The sequence below is a fragment of the Paenibacillus endophyticus genome, assembly GCF_014192395.1.
Taxonomy (GTDB): Bacteria; Bacillota; Bacilli; order Paenibacillales; family Paenibacillaceae; genus Pristimantibacillus; species Pristimantibacillus endophyticus.
Window position 1 is genome coordinate 354,497 of record NZ_JACHXW010000001.1, and the last position, 21,574, is coordinate 376,070.

A 21,574-nucleotide genomic window follows, 5' to 3' on the forward strand; every position below is an offset into this window, starting at 1 on the left:
AGCGGCTCATGAAACACTCGAAAGCGGTAACGCTTATAAGCCGGATCTATCAAAACCAACATCCGTTATTTGATTCCGAGGAGACGGCAAAAGCAGCAATTGACGATATCGATATTTTCCAAATTGCTCCCCAAGTTTATTATTTATTGAAGAGCAGCGGCTTATTGGAAACCGTGCCTGCCGAGCACCAAAGCAGGCTTAAATCGGGCGTGGATGCTGTTTTGTTTCAAAACATGCTGATCCGCTCCGAGATGTACAAGCTTCTTGATGCGTTTGAGCGTGCAGGAATTCAAGTGATCGTGCTGAAAGGCATTCGGTTGTCTGAACGTTTTTTTGGACATTTTTCGGGCAGGGGAACATCCGATATCGATCTGCTCGTACGCCCAGAAGATTTGGATATGGCGGTTGCCTTATTGGAGCGCCACGCGTTTATCCGGTATATAGAAGACGATGCGGATCATTTCCATATGCTGTTGAATAAATTTTATGCGAATGAGGATTTTCCGCTGCTCGGAGTGGAGCTGCATTGGAATATTTTGCGCGAACATGTCTCGGATACGGATATGAGCAGCTTTTGGATGGATGCAGAACCGATTTCTCCCTATCAATTGGTGAAGGAGCTTTCGGCCAAGGACACCTTTTACTACCTATGCCTTCATGGCTATAACCATAATATGCTGTCACTGAAGTACGTTATCGATATTGTGCACGTCCTGAGATGCTGCAGCGCAGCAATAGACTACGGCCAGCTCTTTGCACAGGCAAAAAGCGATGGGAACTATGCCAAAGTACTAATTGCGCTGACTATTGTCTATGACTTGTTTCCCGAGCTGCATGAAATCAAGCCGCTAAACGTGAGGAGACGCTGGCCGCTATGGAATATTGAGCTGATGCGTAATGCCCAATTCGGGATCAGGAACTGGCGATTTTATGGCTTCCATCTGTTTTCTGCCTTTGTCGCCTACGATTCGGTTAAACAACAGTGGGCACATCTGCGTTATTTACTGCTGCCGCCAAGAGATTATGCCTTGGACCTATTAAAGTATGCCAATAGTTCAGACGTCCCGGATTCGAATGATCCAATGAGCAAAATTTATGCCAAAATCTATAAAAGAAGACTCCAATTCTGGATTCGAACCATTCGTGCCAAACAAAAGAAGAATTAAACTTAATATTTTTGTTTTCTAAATTCTAAAGCAGGTATATATACATTTTATTGTAGTATTATTTTACTAAATTATATAAATATCATTGACTATCACTATAATATGACATAAATTCCTTGAAAGGGGGTGAACAAAATGAAAAAATATGAAGCTCCTAAAGTTCTTGCGCAGCATACTGTCGAATTTGGAACAGCAAGACCAAGCGATAAAGTCGGTGGCTACGAATGGTGCCAAAAACGTAATTTCAAACCTATGTTTTGCAGGCATTATATCGGTGGTTAACAAGAAAGCAATGATAGATATGATCTGAGAAGCGGAGCTAACGATCGAGTTTGCTCCCTTTTTCTTCTCAGGAATAACTTCTGAAGAACGGGCGGTGCATCATGATGTACACATTGCATACACAGGTCGGCAGAAGTTCGATCGCCTTTCAAATTCAAACGACCTTTTTAAATGATGAATTGACCTCGCGTTTTCGTTCCTTTGATGCAAGCGGCAATCTTGAAGCGCCTGACATTCAGGTGGAGGTCTACGACTTTTACGGGAAACCTTTCGATGACGGTCCTGTCGAGATTCAAGAGAACGGCGACGAATTTATCTATATCCGCGCAGACTATAAGCTCGTGACAACACCTGATTACAGCCAGGCAAAAATGTATGTTCACGATGACCTTGCACTCAAGCACGCCTTAATCAATCTCTACAGCGCCTGGCTGATCCATCGGCGCGCAGGGCTGCTCATCCATTCGTCATGCGTGGTGGAGAATGAACGCGCTTGGATGTTCGCCGGGCCTTCGGGAGCAGGCAAGTCGACGGTAGCTGATCTTTCCGTTCCCCGTCCTATTCTTTCCGATGAGGCTACGCTCCTATTGTTTGAGCCGGATGGTTCGATAACCATCCACGATTCCCCATTTCGGAGCGAAATGGAAGAAGCATGCGAGTTTCCAAGCAGACCTTTGGCAGGCATTCATTTTCTGATCCAATCGCAGGATGTAAGGCGGGTAGCTATCCGCAAAGGAGATGCGTTGATTTCGTTGCTGGATAAGGTTTTTTATTGGGAGCATAACAAGCTGGAAACGGCAAAGATGATTGCGCTTTGCAAGCAGGCAGTTGATGGCGTACCGGCTTATGAGCTTTATTTTCAGAAAAACGATACCTTTTGGGGAGTGATATCATGACGTTACTGGCAGATCAAACATTGCGGAGACGGGAAAATATCGAGACGGCTGAGCTGGATGGCGAGTGGCTGCTTCTGAACATCGACACCCACGCCATTACGAAAGTGAACGAGCTTGGAGGGTATATTTGGTCGATTCTCCCGGATTATCCAACTGTCTCCGAGTTGGCCGATAAAGTACATATCGAATACGGCGTTGAGATGGAAGTTGTTCTCGGCGACGTCCAAGCGTTTGTTGAGATGCTGATTGAGGCCGGGCTGCTCATACATGCATGATTTGACGCCAGTCATGTCAGCAGTAATCCAGCGTACCGGAAAGATCGAGCTGCCCTCTGCGGGTATCAGCATGTATCCTTTGATCAAGGAAGGAAACGTAAGCACATTCCTATCCGTGCTGCGGGAAGAATTGAAGCTTGGCGATATCTGTTTATTTGTTACCGACCAAGGTGCGTTGACCGGACACCGGCTGTACGCCGTAAAGAAGGATGGCTCAAAGGAATTATTTATCTTCAAAGGAGATACATGCTTGGAACCGGATGATCCCGTACCGTTCACGAGCATTCTGGGACGATGGTCCGGCGTTCGCCGTAACAATCGTTTTCAAGCTTCGAATCATTGGAGATCCAGGCTGCTCGCTTTACTGGCTCTGCGTGTACCTAAATGGCACAAAGTGATTCGATGGTGCGCAGAAAGAAACGAACGTTTTTTGTAACTGCCGGTGAGTGACATTGACAAAGGAGTATTATAATTTGAAAACGAAGAATGCGAAGCGGGAAGCTGGCAAACCTGTTAACGGCGTCGCAGTCGAACAACAGGATACGGAGAATCCATGGCTCCGTTTAAGGGCGGATGTGGATTTCACCGAACGACGATTTCGGCATTACGAGGTAGTTTTTAAGTCATTGACCATGGAAATAGTGGACGGGCAAGGAAAATCCATTATGACCTTTCATAAGAATAACATGATCGATGTATCCGTTCGCGAGGCTCTCGGCGGAGCATCGTTTTTTATTATAACCGGTGATGGCGAGATAGAAGCTGCGAGATTCTCGCTTCCGTACATCGAGACTTTCCGACAGGCTGTTCCCGCGATAAAGAGCTGGCTGTCGGAAGGGGATGAAGCCGGAGGTCTTACCCTCCCAGCTCTAGAAGAAAGTACGGATACATATAGATGCTCAAAATGCGATAAAACCATCTCTCCCGGAGCAAGCAAGTGTTTAACCTGCAGCATCAGATGGACTATGCTGCGCAGGTTGGCGGCTTACTGCACCCCGTACCGAAGCCCCATGCTGGTAAGCGCGCTGCTGCTTGTTTTATCGGTATTTATTGAAGTGATTCCGCCTTATTTGATCAAATTGATTGTGGATGAAGTGGCCAAACCGTCTGGAAGCTTGAAATTGCTTTTTGCCCTGGCGAGCGGATTGGCCCTTGTGCAGGTGTTATCTGCTGCGATGCAAGTCATTCGTAGCTACCTTGGCGTTCGAATAGGCGGGAAACTGGTAGGAGCGATCCGCCGGGATATGTTCGGCGCTTTGATGAAGCTTTCGATGCGCTTCTTCGATCACCGCCAGGTCTCTCAATTTATCGGCCGCATCCAGGATGACACCGATGAATTAAAAGAATTTTTGACGAACGGCATGGTGTATCTAGTCACGCAACTGCTGCTCGCCATAGGCATCCTGTTTATGCTATTCCATTTGAATGGGCAGCTGGCAGCGATGATCCTGATCCCGACCCCATTTTTGTTTGCCGGATTATATTGGCTGTGGAAGAGGCTGAGCTCACTTTGGTATTCGCAATGGCAATCCGCTTTGCACGTCAATAATGTAATTGGCGAAGCGCTGCAAGGCATTCGGGTCATCAAAGCCTTTGCGCAGGAAAATGCCGAGAAAAACCGTTTTGACAAGGTGAATAATCAGTGGATCAATCGCACGATTTCCTTCGGTAATCTTTGGCTTGGCGTATCTCCGATTTTCACGGTACTGACGGCTGTATTCGGCATCGCTGTTTGGTATTTGGGAGGACGATCGGTCATGTCCGGCACGATGTCGATTGGAACATTGACCGCCTTTACGACCTATTTGCTCATGTTCTTCGGACCTGTTCAAGCCTCCGGGCAGCTATTAAGCTGGCTTAACCGCTCGCTTGGCTCGGCCGAACGGATTCTCGAAATCATCGATGCCAAGGTTGATGTCCCTGATAAGCGGGACGCGGTGGAGCTTTCTTCCGTTTCTGGCGAGATCCGCTTTCATGGTGTACGGTACGGGTATGAGGTGGAACGACCGGTACTGAAAGACATTAACCTCACCATTCGTCCCGGTGAAATGATCGGACTGGTTGGCCGCTCCGGTGCAGGGAAATCGACGCTCATAAACATGATTTGCCGCTTTTATGACCCGAATGCCGGAAGCGTTGCGCTTGACGGGCATGACTTGAGAGATATCCGGCAGGAGAGTCTCCGGAAACATATCGGCGTTGTGCTTCAGGAAACGTTTTTGTTCGATGGTACAATTGCCGAGAACATAGCCTACGGCCGTCCGGATAGTCCGCCGGAGACTGTTATCGCAGCTGCCCACGCCGCGAATGCCCATGATTTTATTTGCCGCCTGCCTGAAGGCTACGATACGCGTGTCGGGGAACGCGGACACCGCTTATCGGGCGGGGAGAAGCAGCGTATCGCAATTGCGAGAGCGCTGCTGCTTGATCCGGAGATTTTGATCTTGGACGAAGCGACGGCATCCGTCGATACGGAAACGGAGCGGCTAATTCAAGAAGCGTTGACCCGCTTAATTCGGGGAAGAACCACCATCGCGATTGCCCATCGCCTATCTACTCTACGCCATGCAGACAGGCTTGTCGTCCTCGATCAAGGCCGCATTGTAGAAATGGGGACGCATGAAGAGCTTTACGCGAAACAAACGCATTATTATCGCCTGGTCGAATCGCAAAAACAAACGGCGAAAATACCATCGGAGGTCGGATAAGTTGAACCCGATATACTTTTTAAGCCGCTCGGAACTGAGTCAAATCCGTCTGTTCCGGGCTTCTGACGGTAGCTTGCGTTTGGAGCAGGAAGGTAAGGCTTCGGCCCGTGTAACGCTTATTCGCAGTTTTCCGTATACAATGCCCGACAGGTTCATCTCGGTTCGGTCGGCGGACGGGCATGAAATCGCAATGATACAGGATGTGAAGCTTCTTAATGGAAATAGCCTTCAGGCGGCACGGGAGGAGCTTGACCGAAAGTATATGATTCCAGTCATTACACAAATTCTTACGGTTAGAAAAAGAGGCAGCGGGTGGCATTTGCAGGCCGATACGAATTATGGCCCGGCAGCATTGGTCATGGAAAACCTCCATGAAAGCATCCAACCCGTAGCGGAAAGCCGCTGGATCGTAACGGACAATGAAGGACGCCGCTTCGAGCTGTCCGATCCGGAGCAGATGGATGCCCGAAGCCGTGAACATTGGAAGAAGCTGATCTGATTCCGGATGGTCATTTCAAACGAATCGTTTCACTTATGAAACGAATCAGGCATAGCTCGCGAGGCAAAAATGGAACCACTCCTCTTTTGGGCGAATATGATGCCATAAATGAAGCCTAGGAGGGATGGTATTGTACCCGGTTTACCCGTATTACAGCTCCAAAACAACCTGCGAGCAAACACCGATTACGTTTCCGCCGCAAAAGCAGGAAAGACAGCCTGGAATCGAGAGCCTGATGGTGCCGCGCCCCATATTCGATAACCCTGATTATATCGGAAGCGGAAAGCTCAAAGACAAGGTGGCAATCATTACCGGAGGCGACAGCGGCATTGGCAGAGCGGTTGCTGTCGGTTTTGCCAAGGAAGGCTGCGATGTCGCCATCGTATACCTGTATGAGGAAGAGGATGCCGAGGAAACGAAGCGGGTAGTCGAATGTTATGGAAGACGCTGCATCAAGATAAGGGGCGATCTTCGCGATGAAGCGGTATCCGTCCAAGCGGTACAGCAAACAGTAAGTATATTTGGCAAAATAGACATTTTGGTCATTAATCAAGCTGTCCAATTTCCGCAAGACTGCATACTTGATATTTCAAGAGAGCAGCTGCTTGATACTTATCATACGAATATTTTTCCATGCTTCTACTTGACTAAAGCTGCTTTGCCCCATATGTGTTCAGGAAGCGCGATCATTAGCACGGCATCCGTTACGGCTTATGAAGGGAGAAGGGATCTTGTTGATTATTCGTCAACTAAGGGAGCGATCGTATCGTTCACGCGTTCCTTGTCCCTGCAGCTTGTCGACAAAGGCATACGGGTAAATGCCGTCGCTCCCGGACCGATATGGACACCGCTAATCGTATCCAGCTTTACAGCGGAGCAGGTATCTACCTTCGGTTCGGATACTCCGATGAAAAGGGCAGGGCAGCCCTTCGAGCTGGCGCCAACGTATATCTATCTGGCTTCGCAGGATTCTCAATATGTATCCGGGCAAGTGCTGCATGTCAATGGAGGGACCATAACGGAGACATAGCCCCTAACGATCGATAGAAAGGCCGCGATGAGAGGTATTGCGCGGCCTTTGCTTATATCGCGTACGTTTGGGGTTTATACTATAATGAAGCGGCCCATGAAGGCTTATAGGCGTTTGTTGAAGGCAGAAGTTTGCCTTATTGATGCTGCTCGAAAGGAGAATTTAGGATGACGCGGATTGGCGAGATTAGCAGCATCAATAGATATCCGGTCAAGTCATTGGCAGGTGAGAGACTATCGAGCTGCCACATCGATACATACGGGTTGGCGGGTGATCGCTGCTTTGCTTTTTACGATGAAACAAAAGAGGGATGGGATAGTTTTTTTACCGCAAGGGACATTCCGGCGATGCTTTCTTATCAGGCAGTGGTGGATGAGAAGAGCTTGGGCTCAGATCGTCCAACGGTTCGCATAACCTCTCCAGCAGGGGAGACATTTAAATGGGACGACCATTTATTAAAAGAGATGCAGAAGCATTCCGAGAAGAAGATGCTCATGCGCAGCTATCATGCAGCCAGTCCGGAGCTTAAAGCGGTGGACGAAGGCAGTCTTCTCATTATTACGAATACAAGCTTGCAAAAGCTTGAAGCTATATGGGGGAAAGAGCTGGATCCGCGGCGGTTTAGAGCCAATCTAGTCGTAGCGGTGGATGGGAGTGAACTTGGCGAGGAGGAGTGGATAGGCAAGCGTCTCTCCATCGGCGGCGCTGAGTTGCAAATCGATAAATATTGCGATAGATGCTCGGTGGTTACGCTGGATCCGGATTCACTTGAGCGTGATGCTTCCTTGCTCAGAAAGATCAACGAAGAATTGAATTTTAACTTCGGGGTGTATGCATCGGTCCAAAAAACAGGCGTCATTCACGCAGGTGATCAGGTAAGGCTGATCGTTTAAAGACGAGTTGGAACATTGCCGGTACTTATTGCACAAATAAAAATCGCTAGCTTTTTGCCCGTAAGGAGCAATAAGCTAGCGAGTTTTATTTAGAATTGGTGAAATTAACAAATGGGAAGGTCGTGTCCATACCTGGGGTTTAGGTTCTTATATCGGGTGGCATCTTGTCAGACCATGGATAACCTACTACATACAGAAGATTCAGCGGCAATACGATCTGGAAACAAGTACCTTCCCCTTGCTGGCTGGTAACTTCAATTACGCCTCCATGCGCGTTCACGATGGACTGTGTAATGGCAAGACCTAACCCCGCCCCGCCATTTTTCCTCGTTCTGGAAGACTCGCTGCGATAGAACCGCTCGAACGAATGCGGCAAATGCGATTCAGCAATACCGACGCCATTGTCTGTGATGCGGATGACTGCTTTATGATTCTGTTCGAGCAGCTGTATGGAAATGGTTCCCGATTCTTCATCCGTATGCTGCACGGCATTCAGAAAAACATTTAAAATGACCTGCTTCATCTGATCGGCATGGAAACGACCTTTAACGGATGACGCAAGCTCGAGCGTAACGGTACGGCTGCCGCCAAGCAGCTGCAATTGCGGTTCCATCTCCTGCAGCAGCTTATCAAGGCTCGTATCGGTGAGCTGAAGCTGAGGAGCTTGGTCCAGCTTAGCAAGTGCAAGCAAGTCTTCTACTAGCCTGTTAATCCGCTTCGATTCAAGCTGCATGCTGTTAAGCGCACGGTTAAGCTGTTCGGGATTGGCGGCCGCTCCCCGCAGCAGCACTTCGAGGAAACCATGTATAGAAGTAAGCGGCGTACGCAGCTCATGCGAAGCGTCGGCTATAAATCGGCGCATCTTTTCAGTTGTTTTCCGCTCCGTCTGGAATGAAATCTCAAGACGTTTAAGCATCCCGTTAAAAGCATCCGATAACCGGTCAATTTCCTCTTGCCCCTGGCTTTCGGGAATGCGCGTCGTTAAGCTGCCGACATCCGTCTGCTGCGCAGCGATTACAACGCGTGATAACGGTGTTAAGGTACGGCGAAGCAGCGGCAAATAAAGCGCAAGTCCGGCTGCTAGCGCAAGCACAGAGAGACCGGCAAATATCGCAAGCTGAGTCATAAGCAGCTGTGTAAGCGAGTCGGTTTCTGTACTTACTTGTACGAGACCTTCTGCTTTATTAGGCGGGCCGGCAAGCCGATATACGACAAGCTGTTCGATTCCAGCAGCATTATCGAGAATTTGGTAATCGAGCTTCTCGCGTTTCTCTAATTGTTTGGTTATTTGCGCATAGTCACCTGTCGGAAGAATCGGCGCGCTTCCATTTGTTTCCTTAGAAATTTCAGTGACCGTACCTTCCTTGTCAATGAAGAGGATGGATAAACCAGGTTGATAGAATAAAGGCGAATCTCTTCGCTCTTTGGTCGGCCGATCCGCGGGAGCCGTCGCCTCGCTTTGATTGGAACGGTTGCCGCTTCTGTCCCCCAAGTCAGGAGCATTTCCATCCGAGAACCAATCCATCGGCATCGACATGACTTGAGCATTCAGTGCTTCGGCTTTGTTCTTATAGACAAAATCTTTCATGATGATGTATTGAAGAATGCCGATGAGCATAAATAAAGCTGCAATGATGAGCAAAGAACGATAAAGCAGCTGGTTGCGTAGAGAACGAGGAGAGAAGAGCCACTTGAGCGTTAGCTTTTTTTCCTCGTTCATGACAAGTCCATCCGATAGCCTGCTCCCCGCAGCGTTCGTATAAGTTTATGTTCTTTGTCATTCAGCTTATCCCTGATAGACCGAATATACACTTCAACGATGTTCTCTTCTCCGCCGAATTGATAACCCCATACCTTGTCCAAAATAAGTGATTTGCTCAGAACGACTCCGTGATTCAGAATGATGAATCGGAGCAGTTCGTATTCTGTTGGGGATAGCTCCAGAATATTGTCCATATAGGCAAGTTCTTTTTTTCGTTCGTCCAATCGGAACGGCCCATATAAGGCTTCGCCCAGCAGACTGGGGAATTGGTTGCGGAGCCTTGCCCCGATTCGGGCGAGAAGCTCGCTGAAGCTAAAGGGCTTGACCAAATAATCGTCAGCTCCAAGCGTCAATCCCTTCACGCGATCCTCTACCTCATCTTTGGCTGTGAGCATAATGACGGCAATGTTGTCTCCGGTTGCGCGGAGAGCAGCGCATACTTCAAAGCCGTTCATCCCCGGCATCATTATATCCAGTATGACAACATGAGGCTGGAAGTGAGCAGCTTCCTGCAAAGCGGCTTCCCCGTCATGGGCGGTTCTAATGTCAAAGCCCTCATTCAGCAAACCCAGCTCCAAAAACTGGATGATATTCGGCTCGTCGTCTACGAGCAATATTTTAATTCCATTGAAGGATATCATGTAGGCAGCCCCTTTTACGTAGATATTTGTCTATTATCAGCTTTTTCAGCTAAAGATGCACCTGTTTGCTTCTAAATTCAGCAAACTTTCAGCGGGATAATAAGGGTGAAATACTTTTCAAAGCTGCAAAATTTTATGGGAATGAAATTGAAAAATTGGGGATAGTAATGGGGTGCTCGAAAAAGAAAAGATGAAGGATGGTGTATTTTGCATGCAACAAAGTAAAAAGGGGATGGCATCAAAAGAAATCAGCAATACGTTCAGTAGGCTTGCAGCAAGGTACATAGTTGCAGCGTTTTTGGCGATTGCGTTGATGATGAGTATGCCACACACAGGACATGCGATCGGCAAGCATGCCAAAGGACCTGATGTCTATGTCATTCAAGGGATGCTGAAATCTTTAGGCAGCTATTCCGGTCCCATTGACGGCTATTATGGCGCATCTACGGTGCGCGGCGTGAAATACTATCAGAAAAAACATGGTTTGCCGGCTACAGGATCGGTTGATGTTAAAACACTACAATCTATTTCTTACTCGTACGCTGATTTGAAGGCGTCGATGAAAGCAAAAAGCAAAGCAAAATGGAATGGCAAAGCAAAATCTATCGGAAAAGGTAACGGAGCAGGCGGCGGTGCTGGTGGTGGAGCAGGCGGCGGTGCTGGCGGTGGAGCAGGCGGCGGTGCTGGCGGTGGAGCAGGCGGTGGAGCAGGCGGCGGTGCTGGTGGCGGAGCAGGCGGCGGTGCTGGTGGCGGAGCTGGTGGCGGAGCAGGCGGCGGTGCTGGTGGCGGAGCAGGCGGCGGTGTTGGTGGCGGAGCAGGCGGCGGTGCTGGTGGCGGAGCAGGCGGCGGTGGTGCTGGTGGCGGAGCAGGCGGCGGTGCTGGCGGAGGCCAAGGTGAGAACCAAGGCAAGTCTGGCGGTATTGGCGGAGGCCAAGGCGAGAACCAAGGCAAGTCTGGCGGTATTGGCGGAGGCCAAGGCGAGAATAAAGGCAAGTCTGGCGGAATTGGCGGAGGCCAAGGCGGTAACCAAGGCAAGTCTGGCGGAATTGGCGGAGGCCAAGGCGAGAACCAAGGCAAGTCTGGTGGAATTGGCGGAGGCCAAGGTGGCAGACCAGGCGGGAACCAAGGAAACAATGGTCCGTCGGAGAACCAAAGCCCAGGCGGCACTCAAACGGAGAACCAAAGCAAGAGCGGAGCTCAGCAATAACAGAGCGACGGATCAGCACGGAAGCAAAAAGGACCTCGCGAGAGGTCCTTTTTGTCATGGTGCCACAACTGGATATTGTTATTGCTTAAAAACACCTGCATGAAGAAACATTTTCGACCCGAAACCGAAACAAAGCTGCTGGCGCTGCGGAGTCAAAAACGATTAAATAAGTGCACATTATTCTAAAAAAACATACATACACGAATTTTTTTGACATGCTACGATAGTTCTTATTTGATGATTTCTTTCATTTATGAAGACGCTGGATCACCATTTTATAACAAATGATAAGAATTTGTACTTTTCCGTAATGCAAGCTTGCAACAGCATTCGTATAAAGCTCAGGCTTGCGAATGTGCGAGCAGACTCTAATCGGATTAGATGCATAAGCAGCATGTGCAATATGCAATGGCAAATGGAGGGTTAGATAAATAATGATAAACAATCCGATTTTGTCCGGTTTCAATCCGGATGCTTCTTTACTGAGAGTGGGCGAGGATTACTATATCGCCACCTCTACCTTTGAATGGTTTCCGGGCGTTCAGCTGTATCATTCCAAAGATTTGGCGAATTGGCAGCTCATTCCGCATGCCCTGCAGCGTCCTACTCAGGTTGATCTGATTGGAAATCCAAGCTCTGGCGGGATTTGGGCACCGGCAATCTCCTACGACAAAGGCATTTATTATTTGCTCTATACGGACGTTAAGGCTCGCAAAGGCGTATTCAAGGACCTTTATAATTATTTGGTGACGGCTGACAGCATGAACGGGCCTTGGTCGGAGCCGGTTACGCTGAACGGAAGCGGATTTGATCCTTATTTGTTCCATGATGATGACGGCACGAAATGGGTGCTCAATATGCAGTGGGATTTCCGGGACAATCATTCGCGGTTCGGAGGCATATTGCTGCAGCAATATGATCCAAGCGAGCAGAAGCTTGTTGGGACGATCAAAAAGATATATGAAGGCACGGATATTGGCGTGACCGAAGGTCCGCAGCTATTCAAGCGCAATGGCTATTATTACCTTCTGGTCGCTGAGGGGGGAACTGGCATAAACCATGCCGCAACGCTAGCCCGTTCGCGTACGCTTGACGGCCCTTATGTAACAGACCCGTCTTATCCGATTATGACGACGCGCGGAGCACCTGATTATCCCCTGCAAAATGCGGGCCACGGCATGATTGTGGAAACTCAAAACGGCGAGTGGTACATGAGCCATATTTGCAGCAGGCCGTTCGCCGGGACAAAGCTGAATCCGCTTGGCCGGGAAACAGCGATGCAGCGCCTCCGCTGGACCGAGGATGGCTGGCTGCGTCTCGCTCATGAAGGCAGGCTGCCTGCCATGGCATTTCCTGCGCCTGATCTTAAAGCTTATCCTTTTCCAGAGCTTCCGGCAAAGGATGACTTTGATTCTCCCGCGCTCGGACTTCCGTATCAGACGCTGCGCGTGCCGCCTTGCGAGTCATGGCTCAGCTTGCGGGAGCGTCCTGGCTATCTGCGGCTGAGAGGACGGGAATCGCTGAGCTCTTGGCATCATCAGAGCATGGTGGCGCGCCGGCTTCAGCATTTCAGCTGCGCGGTTGAGACCTCTATGGCGTATGAGCCTGAGAACTTTATGCAGATGGCCGGATTAGTATTTTACTACGATGAGATGGATTATTTTTATCTCCGCGTCACGCATGACGGAGACAACGGACGTAAGCTGGGCGTAGTATCCTCCAGCAGCGGCAAGTACAGGGAAGACAGGGCCAGCGAGCTTAATGTCGAGGGCTGGCCCAGCTATTATTTGCGAGCAGTCGTCAAGGAGCGGGCGCTTCACTTCTTTGCATCGCAAGACGGTGAAACATGGGAACCAGTCGGCGGCGAGCTCGATATGGGAGTTCTCTCCGACGAATATGGCGGTAAGCTCGGCTTTACCGGGGCTATGGTCGGCTTGTGCGTGCAGGATTTGAACGGGACGAAAAAACATGCGGATTTTGATTATTTTTCTTATACGGTCAAATAAAAACAAGAGGAAGAAGGATTCATCCATGCTGAATGACAAGGATCAAATGTGGTTAAACGATGTAATTGATAAAATGACGACGAAAATGGATAGGGTAAGCGAGAAATCCAAACATAAAATACCTTATACGACGATTGACGGCGAGCATGATAATCGAGGATTAGATAACCCGTCAGGCAATACGACAGATGGCATCAGTTGGTGGACCAATGGCTTCTGGGGCGGTATGATGTGGCTGATGCACCATGAAACCGGCAATGAAAAGTACAAGGAGATTGCGAATATTTCGGAAAATATGCTGGATGAATGCTTCGTTCAATATGAAGGCCTTCATCATGACGTTGGATTCATGTGGCTTCCTACAAGCGTTGCGAATTATAAAGTAACGGGCAATGCTGAATCCAAAAAAAGAGCCATGCATGCTGCTAATCTGCTAGCTGGGCGTTTCAATCTGGTAGGCGGGTTTATCCGCGCATGGAATGACTTGGATGAGCAGGACACACGGGGCTGGGCGATCATCGATTGTATGTTCAATATTCCTCTTCTCTACTGGGCAACGGAAGAGACAGGAGATCCGCGGTTTATGCAAATTGCGATGAAGCATGCGGATACCGCAATGACGGCGTTTGTAAGACCGGATGGTTCCGTCAATCATATCGTTGAATTTGATCCGTTTAATGGCGGCGTTGTGAAAACCTATGGCGGGCAAGGCTACGAAGAAGGCTCCTCATGGACAAGAGGTCAAACTTGGGCGCTGTACGGCTTCATGATGAGCTATATTCATACAGGTAAAGAGGAATATTTAAATACCGCGAAACGAATTGCACACTATTTTATAGCCAACATCCCTGACAACGGCATTATTCCGATTGATTTCAGACAGCCGAAAGAGCCAGCATACGAGGATTCGACAGCAGCTGCCATTGCGGCATGCGGGTTGATCGAGATTGCCAAAGCAGTGGGCGAGCATGAAAAGGACATGTATATGAAACCCGCAGTCAAGCTGCTGAAAACGTTGGATGAATCCCGCAGCGACTGGACCATGGACTCGGATTGTATTTTATTGAATGGATCGGCCGCTTATCATAACAATAATCATCACACCGCTATTATTTATGGCGATTATTACTTCATGGAAGCAATTTTCAAGCTTAAAGGCAATGATTTGTACCTCTGGTAGGCAGGCCGGTTTATTCGCCCAACTAGGGGCTGCTTGTATATCGGAATCCTGCCAACATCTTAAATTATCAGCACATCCGCCTTAAAAAACTTCATTTAAGCTGTCGGATTTTGATGTTAATCTTAGATCAAGGAAACGGAATGGAACAAGATGATGCGCACATCTTGTATGAAGATTCCACTTAAACAGCGGAAATTAAAGGGAGGTCACATGAGAATGGCTAAAAAATCACTAATGCAAATGGCAACCATGATGGTGGCACTAACCGTAGTTTTATCGGCATGCGGCGGCAATAACGGGAACAATACTTCAGCGCCAAGCAACAACGCAGGGTCACCCGAGAATCCAACCGAAGCGCCAAAGAAAGAAGTTAGCTTCACGCTAGCGTACGCGACAGGGGATCCCTCTACGAAGAAAGCAATCGAAACGACGATTGATGCGTTCACGGCTAAAAACCCGAATATTAAAATCGTTAACTATAGCGAAACGACATCGGCCTCCTACTTGGATTGGCTGAAAACAAAGGATGCGGTAGGCCAATTCCCTGACCTCGTCGAAATGCGCGATACAAAAGTATTCGTGGATGCAGGGAAAATCGTTGAGCTTCCTGAGGATCTCAAAGGATTGTTCACACTGCTCCCGGAATACAGCGGAAAAGTATACAACGCGCCAATCACAGGAACAGCGCCTCAAGGCATCATCTATAGCAAGAAAGCGTATGCAGATGCAGGCGTAACGGAGCTGCCAAAAACATACGATGAGTTTCTAGCCATTCAGGAAAAGCTAGCAGCAACCGGTATTTCTCCGATCGTAGTCGGCGGCAAAGATATTTTCCATATGGGCTTCTGGACCAACTACTTCTTCATTAACGAGGTATATGCAAAGGATGTTGATTGGAACTCGAAGCGCACAGCCAAAACGGCAAGCTTCACGGATGCCGGTATGGTTCAAGCGGTAACCGATTACAAAGAGCTATTCAGCAAATATGTGGATAAAGGCTGGCTCAGCACAGCTGATAACCAAACTGCATCCATTCTAGTCAGCGGAAAAGCAGCTCAGCTATTCTCCGGCCCGTGGATGTTCGGCCAAATCTCAGAAGCGGATCCAAGCTTTGAATTCGGCTTCTACGCCATACCTGATCGCAGCGGCAAAGTTAATATCAATGCTCTGCCAAGCCTTGCAGGCTGGTCCTTGTCGGCAGAAGGCGCCAAGGATCCAGACAAAGTGGAAGCAATGAAATCATTCATCACGTTTTTCTTTGAACCAGAGCAATACGCTTCTTACCTAGCAACCGTTAACGGAATTCCGACTACGACGGCGGAAGTGACCTATGAAACAGGCGAGCAAATGAAAGAAGTATTGCGATTGGTTAGCGACTCCTCCGTAAACAAATATTTGGGGCTTGCTAACTGGTTTGGCGACAACGCGATTCCGCCGCAATTCCGCAACTGGTATTACAAGCTGCTGCAGGAGCTCGTTCTAACAAATGGCGATGTGACCGAATATATGAAAAAAGCTGATGCCGAATATGACAGCAACGTGAAAGCAAATCAACAATAATCAATGCTAAAAAACCGGCATAAGAAAAAGAAGAGAGCAGCCTCTGCTTACGCGGAGGTTCTCTTTCTATCAAGCACTTAGGAGGTAGGAGAGCCATGATTGCCCAGCCAAAGAAAAAGAAATGGACAAATTATGCCATCTGGTTTATATTGCCTGCATTTCTACTGTATACGGCTTTCGTCATCGTCCCGACGCTGAGCAGCGTATATTTAAGCTTTACCTCATGGGACGGGCTAAGCAGCAATATCCGTTACATCGGTTTCGAGAACTTCAGGGAAATACTGAGCAGTCCACGGGTACACAACGCACTTAAGAATACATTGATATTTGCCTTCTCGCTCGTTATTTTGGAGAATGCGCTTGCTTTGCTGCTTGCCATTCTGGTGGATCAAGTACGTTGGCTGCGCAACTTTTTCCGCAGCATCTTCTATTTTCCCGTATTGATGAGCGGTATTATTATGGGCTTCATCTGGATGATCATTATGAACTATAACTTTGGCGTATTAAATCAATTGTTGGATATGATAGGTCTCGGTTCCCTAAAGGCAGATTGGCTCGGAGATCCTGATTTTGCATTAATAGCGATCATCCTCTCCACCGTCTGGAAGGCAGCCGGTTACTATATGGTCATTTATTTGGCAGGATTGCAAGGCATCCCGCAAGAGCTGCACGAAGCGGCGAGCATTGACGGGGCGAACCGTTGGCAGCAATTCCGCAGTATTACATTCCCGCTGCTTGCGGGAGCTATGACGGTGTGCCTGATGCTGTCGATGATCGGCTCGCTGAAAATATTCGATCAAATCGCGGTAATGACGGACGGCGGTCCGGGATTTGCGACGGAAACGTTGACCTACATCATTTATAAAGTCGGTTTCGGTGAATTAAGGCAAGGCTTTGGTACGGCGCTATCCATGGTGTTGTTCCTGCTCACGCTCGTAATCTCCCTGGTCCAAATTAAAGTCCTTCGGAAAAGAGAGGTGCAAATGTAGGATGAAAAAAAAGATTAAAGCTAATGACGTCGTTGTTTTCGCCGTTACATTTGTCATCGCGATCATATTCGCTTTCCCGATTTACTTTAACATCATGTCCGCTTTCAAGAGCAACGGGGAGATTATGCGTGATGCCATCGCTTTCCCGAAAGGACTGTATCTGGACAGCTTCAAATATTTGCTTACGGAAACGCAATATCCAGCCGCTATGCTTAACAGCGCGATCCTAACCTTCGCATCGATTGTCGCTATGGTTCTTGTTATCCCGATGGCGGCGTACGCCATAGAGCGGACAAACAGCAAATGGACAAACAGCGTGTTTACTTATTTTCTGTTCGGGATGATGGTTCCGTTCCAGGTCTACATGATACCATTATTCAAGCAGCTCAAAATGATCGGTTTGTTCGGTACGCTGACAGGTCCAATCCTTGTCTATATTTCTGGCTCAGTGGGCTTCGGCGTCCTGCTCTACACAAGCTTCCTCAAAGGAATTCCAAAAGAAATTGAGGAATCCGCAGAAATTGACGGCTGCTCCAGAACCGGTATTTTCTGGCGCATCGTATTCCCACTGCTTGGGCCGGTTACGGCAAGCATGGTCGTCCTTCAAGGACTTGGCATTTGGAATGACTTCTTGATGCCGATGATGGTGCTTCCGGCAGGCCAAGCCAAAACGATGATTGTGGAGCTATTCTATTATGTCGGAGAATTCTCGTCGCGCTGGGATATGATATTCGCGGGAACGACCATGTCGCTCATTCCGGTGCTCATTGCATTCCTTTCGCTACAGAAATATTTCGTCAAAGGCGTCTCGTCGGGCGCGATTAAGGGCTAAGCACAAACGAACAATCGAAGCGTATCGCCTACAGCCGGAAGCTCCTTTCAAGGACTTTCCGGCTCTAGCTATTGGATCCGTGTCTTCGGGAAGCGGGTATCCGGATGAACAAGATATGGTAAGATAAAGGATGGACGGCTTGGTTGAGAGGAGGGTGCGGATGAAAGCATGGCGGCTTAGATGGAACAGCGTGTTCGTGAAGTTTTCGGTTGCTTTTATATTAGTGGGACTGATTCCCTTATTCGCGCTGAGCTATTTCTCCGTTCAAACCTTTACTGGGCATGTAGAGCGTTACACGAACGATAATTTGCGACAGATGGTTCTCTATATCAGCTACAATTTGAACTCTGCATTCAATAATTACAATGAAATATCCATGTTGATGTACACCGGCCGATACGAGGGAATGCAGGACAGCTTCTCGGACAATCAGACGCGCAACGTGAATGAATTGCAGCAAATCAACTCCGTTCCCATCGATGCGTTTCTCAAAATGATCATGTACAGCGATCGCTATATAACAAGCGCTTATTTCGTGCGCACGACTGACAAAAAGCTTTTCTATCAAACCAAAGAAAACAAAGTCGTGATATCGGAGCAGCTGCCCGTCGGTGAATGGCTCGATACGATGAAGGAAGATCCTACGGGGCTCATGATCTATCCGACACATGACGATTATTATATTTTTAATTCCCAAGACAAGGTTATTACGATCGGTCGCAATTTAATCGATACGTCAGGCACGCTTACAAAGGATCCCAAAATCGTGGGCACTTTGTTTTTTGACGTGGATGCCAAAGTGGCAGATCAATTTCTGCGCGAGTTGAACTTGGGAGAGAAGGACGAGCTTTACGTGCTCGATGGCAAGGAACGCCCCTATTTCAGCAATAAACAATTGGCATCCATCCCATCTCCGCTATCAACGGATTCAGACAGGGATAAGCTCATTCTAAGCGAGGAGATTCCGTTCATAAAAGGCAAGCTGCTCGTTAAATTCGAGAATACCGAAATTTATAAACAGCTTGGAACGACCAGCACAGCCGTATATATCGCAATCGGAATCTGCTCGCTCGTGCTTATCATTATGGGGACCTGGTTCTCCAGGCGCCTTGCCGCACCTATACGCGGGCTGATCAAGCAGATGACCAAGGTGGAATCCGGCAATCTGGAAATTCAAATCGAAGTGAAAAGCAATGATGAAATGGGCAGGCTGGCGCATGGCTTCAACCGAATGGTCGACCGCCTGCAAGTGTTCATCAATGAGGCTTACGTAGCGGAGATCAAGCAGAAGCAGACGGAGCTGAACGCGCTGAAGAGCCAAATTCGCCCGCATTATTTATACAATACGCTGGAGGTTATCCGCATGAATGCCGTTCACAGCGATGCGGACGAAGTTGCGGATATGATTCTCTCCTTATCGAATCAATTGAAATACGTCATTGACTATGGCGAGGATTGGGTGAGTATTCAGCGTGAGCTGGAGCATCTGAAGGACTATTTCTACATTATTCAAGTAAGATTCGAGAATCGGTTCGAGCTTCGATGCGACATCGCTGAGGATGTGAATATGGATTGGCCGATTCTGAAGCTTTCGTTGCAGCCTATTGTTGAAAATGCGGTCCAGCATGGTCTGCGGATGAAAGGGAAGGGTACGGTTCAAATATCAATCGAATGCGTAGAGGATAAGCTGGCTGTTACCGTATATGATGACGGTATCGGCATGGATAAAGACGAGCTGGACCGGCTTAGCTTGATGCTGGGCGATGCGGCCGCTCCTTCCAAGAATGTCGGAGTCAAAAACGTACACGAAAGAATTAAATCGGTCTGCGGGGAAGGCTACGGCCTCTCGATAAGCAGCCGCAAGCATGTCGGCACCTCGGTGCTGATGCTATTTCCGGTAAGGGAGGAATTGCCTCATGATACGACTCATTCTGGCCGATGATGAACCGATTATTATTAAAGGGCTGCGGAAGCTGATTGACTGGGAATCATTCGGGATGGAAATCGTCGGGCATGCCTATGACGGGAACGAGCTTATGCAGCTAATTGAGGAGCTTCAGCCGGATCTGGTTATTAGCGATATCAGCATGCCGCATCAAACGGGAATCGATATCATTAAAGAGATTAAGCACAGAAGCTTGCCTGTTCATGTGATTTTTATAAGCGCTTATCAGGAGTTTTCCTACGCGCGGGATGCGGTTGCCTTCGGTGCGATCGATTACCTGGTGAAGCCGGTCGTCAAGCAGCAGCTTGAAAGCGTGCTGGATAAAGCAATATCCTTAATCACGGAGTTGAATGAGGAGCAGAAACGAAAAGGGAAGCTGCAGCTGCTTGAGCGGAAGAGCAAGCATGAAGAGATGCAGGATGCATTAATTCAATTAACGGATGGGAATTTATCGGTGAAAACGAGGTCTTATCAGGAGACGGCGGAGCATCTTCAAGGACCGTATTATTCGGTCCTAATCGTAGAGGTAGAACATTTGATGGAAGAGTCGGCCCGCTGGACAGAGAAGGAAAAAAAACTCATCGAGTTTGCGATTGGCAATGTGCTGCAGGAGGTCATCATCGATACCGGCATTGGCTACGTGTTCATCAAGCAGAATCAACATGTTGCCGTTGTCAGCCATGATGACATGGATGTGCCGATTCTGCTGGCTGAGGACACGCAGCGGAAGATAGAGACATTCCTAAAGCTGAAAGTATCGATCGCCATTGGGCGTCCTGTCAGCGAGCTGCTGAAACTGGCGGACGCTTACGCCGAAGCGGATCAAGCCATGGAAATGAAGTATTTCGTCGGACTGAACCGCGTGTTAAGCTACGTACCTCTGAGCAAGGCGCATGCCTTCGATAAACAGCTATATGATGCGCAATGGGATGTCATCCGCAGTATCACGGCAAAGGGATGGCCGGAAGTTCAAGCTTCGCTGACCGTATGGCTTCAGATGATTAAGAACGAAACGTTCGGAAACCGTTCACTTGCCGTCTCGACCTGCTTCTCCTCCGTGTCCTTTATTATCCAAGAGCTCTCGAAGTCAGGCGTACGCCTATCGGAGCGCGCTTTGGACAAACGCGAGCTGCAGCAGCTCCTCGCTTTGTTTGAAACGTTTGATCGAATGAGCGATGTAATAATCGGTTTGTTCGAGAAAACCTATAACGAGCTGGACAGCGATTCCGGCAATAAGGATAAGATCATGCTTGCCAAGATCAAGCAATATATCGATGAGCATTACCGAGAGGAGATTACGCTGGAGTCTATGGCGAGCATGGCGTTCATGAACCCCTACTACTTCAGCAGCTTCTTCAAAAAACATACGAAGCAAAACTTTAAGCAATACGTGACCGAGGTGCGAATGAGTCATGCCGCGGATATGCTCAGCCTGACCGATCTCATGGTCTATGAAATTGCTGAAAAGGTCGGGTATAACAACGCAAGACATTTCAGTGACATGTTCAAAAAAAAGTATGGCAGGCTTCCCATGGATTACCGTCAGGATACGAAAAAAACGACTTGACCTTCGTTGCGAAGCAAGCTGGCCGGACGCTCCGGCTAGCTTGTTTGCTGTTTCTGGATGAATTCGATTGCAAAAGCGATTTAAATGATATATCATGATATATTATTAGTATTCGACTTATAGGCAGGAATGGAAG

At 48.4% G+C, this 21,574-nt stretch carries 19 protein-coding genes; 17 read left to right on the forward strand and 2 right to left on the reverse strand.

Going from position 1 to position 21,574, the window contains the following annotated elements; translation table 11 throughout:
• Positions 1–8 precede the first annotated feature (8 nt).
• The 9 genes from FHS16_RS01580 to FHS16_RS01620 all read left to right on the forward strand — a co-directional run bounded on the left by FHS16_RS01580 (position 9) and on the right by FHS16_RS01620 (position 7,749).
• Complete coding sequence (locus FHS16_RS01580; protein ID WP_183557938.1) at positions 9–1,166, forward strand: nucleotidyltransferase domain-containing protein; 1,158 nt, start codon at positions 9–11, stop codon at positions 1,164–1,166.
• Positions 1,167–1,301: 135 nt separating this feature from the next.
• On the forward strand, positions 1,302–1,448 hold the full coding sequence (locus tag FHS16_RS01585; RefSeq protein ID WP_183558568.1) for a hypothetical protein: 147 nt from the start codon (positions 1,302–1,304) through the stop codon (positions 1,446–1,448).
• Positions 1,449–1,549: 101 nt separating this feature from the next.
• Positions 1,550–2,344, forward strand: coding sequence for a hypothetical protein (locus FHS16_RS01590; protein WP_246431527.1), 795 nt, complete (start codon positions 1,550–1,552; stop codon positions 2,342–2,344).
• A complete protein-coding gene (locus tag FHS16_RS01595) occupies positions 2,341–2,619 on the forward strand; it encodes a PqqD family protein (RefSeq protein ID WP_183557940.1) in 279 nt (92 codons plus the stop codon). The genes FHS16_RS01590 and FHS16_RS01595 overlap by 4 nt, the downstream gene beginning before the upstream one ends.
• Complete coding sequence (locus FHS16_RS01600; protein ID WP_183557942.1) at positions 2,612–3,055, forward strand: S24/S26 family peptidase; 444 nt, start codon at positions 2,612–2,614, stop codon at positions 3,053–3,055. The genes FHS16_RS01595 and FHS16_RS01600 overlap by 8 nt, the downstream gene beginning before the upstream one ends.
• 37 nt (positions 3,056–3,092) lie before the next feature.
• On the forward strand, positions 3,093–5,327 hold the full coding sequence (locus tag FHS16_RS01605) for an ABC transporter ATP-binding protein (protein ID WP_246431528.1): 2,235 nt from the start codon (positions 3,093–3,095) through the stop codon (positions 5,325–5,327).
• A 1-nt stretch (position 5,328) separates the two neighbouring features.
• Positions 5,329–5,826, forward strand: a complete 498-nt coding sequence (locus FHS16_RS01610) for a DUF1854 domain-containing protein (protein ID WP_183557944.1) — start codon at positions 5,329–5,331, stop codon at positions 5,824–5,826.
• A 130-nt stretch (positions 5,827–5,956) separates the two neighbouring features.
• Entirely contained in the window at positions 5,957–6,856 is a 900-nt protein-coding gene (locus FHS16_RS01615) for an SDR family oxidoreductase (RefSeq protein ID WP_183557946.1), read from the forward strand.
• A gap of 167 nt (positions 6,857–7,023) precedes the next feature.
• Complete coding sequence (locus FHS16_RS01620) at positions 7,024–7,749, forward strand: MOSC domain-containing protein (protein WP_183557948.1); 726 nt, start codon at positions 7,024–7,026, stop codon at positions 7,747–7,749.
• Between the two features lie 139 nt (positions 7,750–7,888).
• Here the strand turns inward: FHS16_RS01620 and FHS16_RS01625 are convergent, their stop codons facing one another.
• Both FHS16_RS01625 and FHS16_RS01630 read right to left on the reverse strand, forming a co-directional pair.
• The gene (locus FHS16_RS01625) at positions 7,889–9,469 is read right to left on the reverse strand and encodes a sensor histidine kinase (RefSeq protein WP_183557950.1); all 1,581 of its coding nucleotides are present in this window, start codon (positions 9,467–9,469) and stop codon (positions 7,889–7,891) included.
• Positions 9,466–10,152, reverse strand: a complete 687-nt coding sequence (locus FHS16_RS01630; RefSeq protein ID WP_183557952.1) for a response regulator transcription factor — start codon at positions 10,150–10,152, stop codon at positions 9,466–9,468. The genes FHS16_RS01625 and FHS16_RS01630 overlap by 4 nt, the downstream gene beginning before the upstream one ends.
• Before the next feature lie 211 nt (positions 10,153–10,363).
• Here FHS16_RS01630 and FHS16_RS01635 point away from each other — a divergent pair, with 211 nt between their 5' ends.
• The 8 genes from FHS16_RS01635 to FHS16_RS01670 all read left to right on the forward strand — a co-directional run bounded on the left by FHS16_RS01635 (position 10,364) and on the right by FHS16_RS01670 (position 21,438).
• Positions 10,364–11,359 (forward strand): peptidoglycan-binding domain-containing protein, encoded by a 996-nt coding sequence (locus FHS16_RS01635; protein ID WP_246431529.1) that lies wholly within the window; start codon positions 10,364–10,366, stop codon positions 11,357–11,359.
• 434 nt (positions 11,360–11,793) lie between these two features.
• The gene (locus tag FHS16_RS01640; protein WP_183557955.1) at positions 11,794–13,365 is read left to right on the forward strand and encodes a glycoside hydrolase family 43 protein; all 1,572 of its coding nucleotides are present in this window, start codon (positions 11,794–11,796) and stop codon (positions 13,363–13,365) included.
• A 25-nt stretch (positions 13,366–13,390) separates the two neighbouring features.
• Positions 13,391–14,545, forward strand: a complete 1,155-nt coding sequence (locus tag FHS16_RS01645) for a glycoside hydrolase family 88 protein (RefSeq protein WP_183557958.1) — start codon at positions 13,391–13,393, stop codon at positions 14,543–14,545.
• 216 nt (positions 14,546–14,761) lie between these two features.
• On the forward strand, positions 14,762–16,105 hold the full coding sequence (locus FHS16_RS01650) for an ABC transporter substrate-binding protein (RefSeq protein ID WP_183557960.1): 1,344 nt from the start codon (positions 14,762–14,764) through the stop codon (positions 16,103–16,105).
• Between the two features lie 95 nt (positions 16,106–16,200).
• On the forward strand, positions 16,201–17,094 hold the full coding sequence (locus FHS16_RS01655; RefSeq protein ID WP_183557962.1) for a carbohydrate ABC transporter permease: 894 nt from the start codon (positions 16,201–16,203) through the stop codon (positions 17,092–17,094).
• 1 nt (position 17,095) lies between these two features.
• Positions 17,096–17,926 (forward strand): carbohydrate ABC transporter permease, encoded by an 831-nt coding sequence (locus tag FHS16_RS01660; protein ID WP_183557964.1) that lies wholly within the window; start codon positions 17,096–17,098, stop codon positions 17,924–17,926.
• A 160-nt stretch (positions 17,927–18,086) separates the two neighbouring features.
• Positions 18,087–19,868: a cache domain-containing sensor histidine kinase gene (locus tag FHS16_RS01665; RefSeq protein WP_183557966.1), complete on the forward strand. Its 1,782-nt coding sequence runs from the start codon at positions 18,087–18,089 to the stop codon at positions 19,866–19,868.
• A complete protein-coding gene (locus tag FHS16_RS01670; RefSeq protein WP_183557968.1) occupies positions 19,843–21,438 on the forward strand; it encodes a response regulator transcription factor in 1,596 nt (531 codons plus the stop codon). Before FHS16_RS01665 ends, FHS16_RS01670 begins: the two co-directional genes overlap by 26 nt.
• Positions 21,439–21,574: the final 136 nt, after the last annotated feature.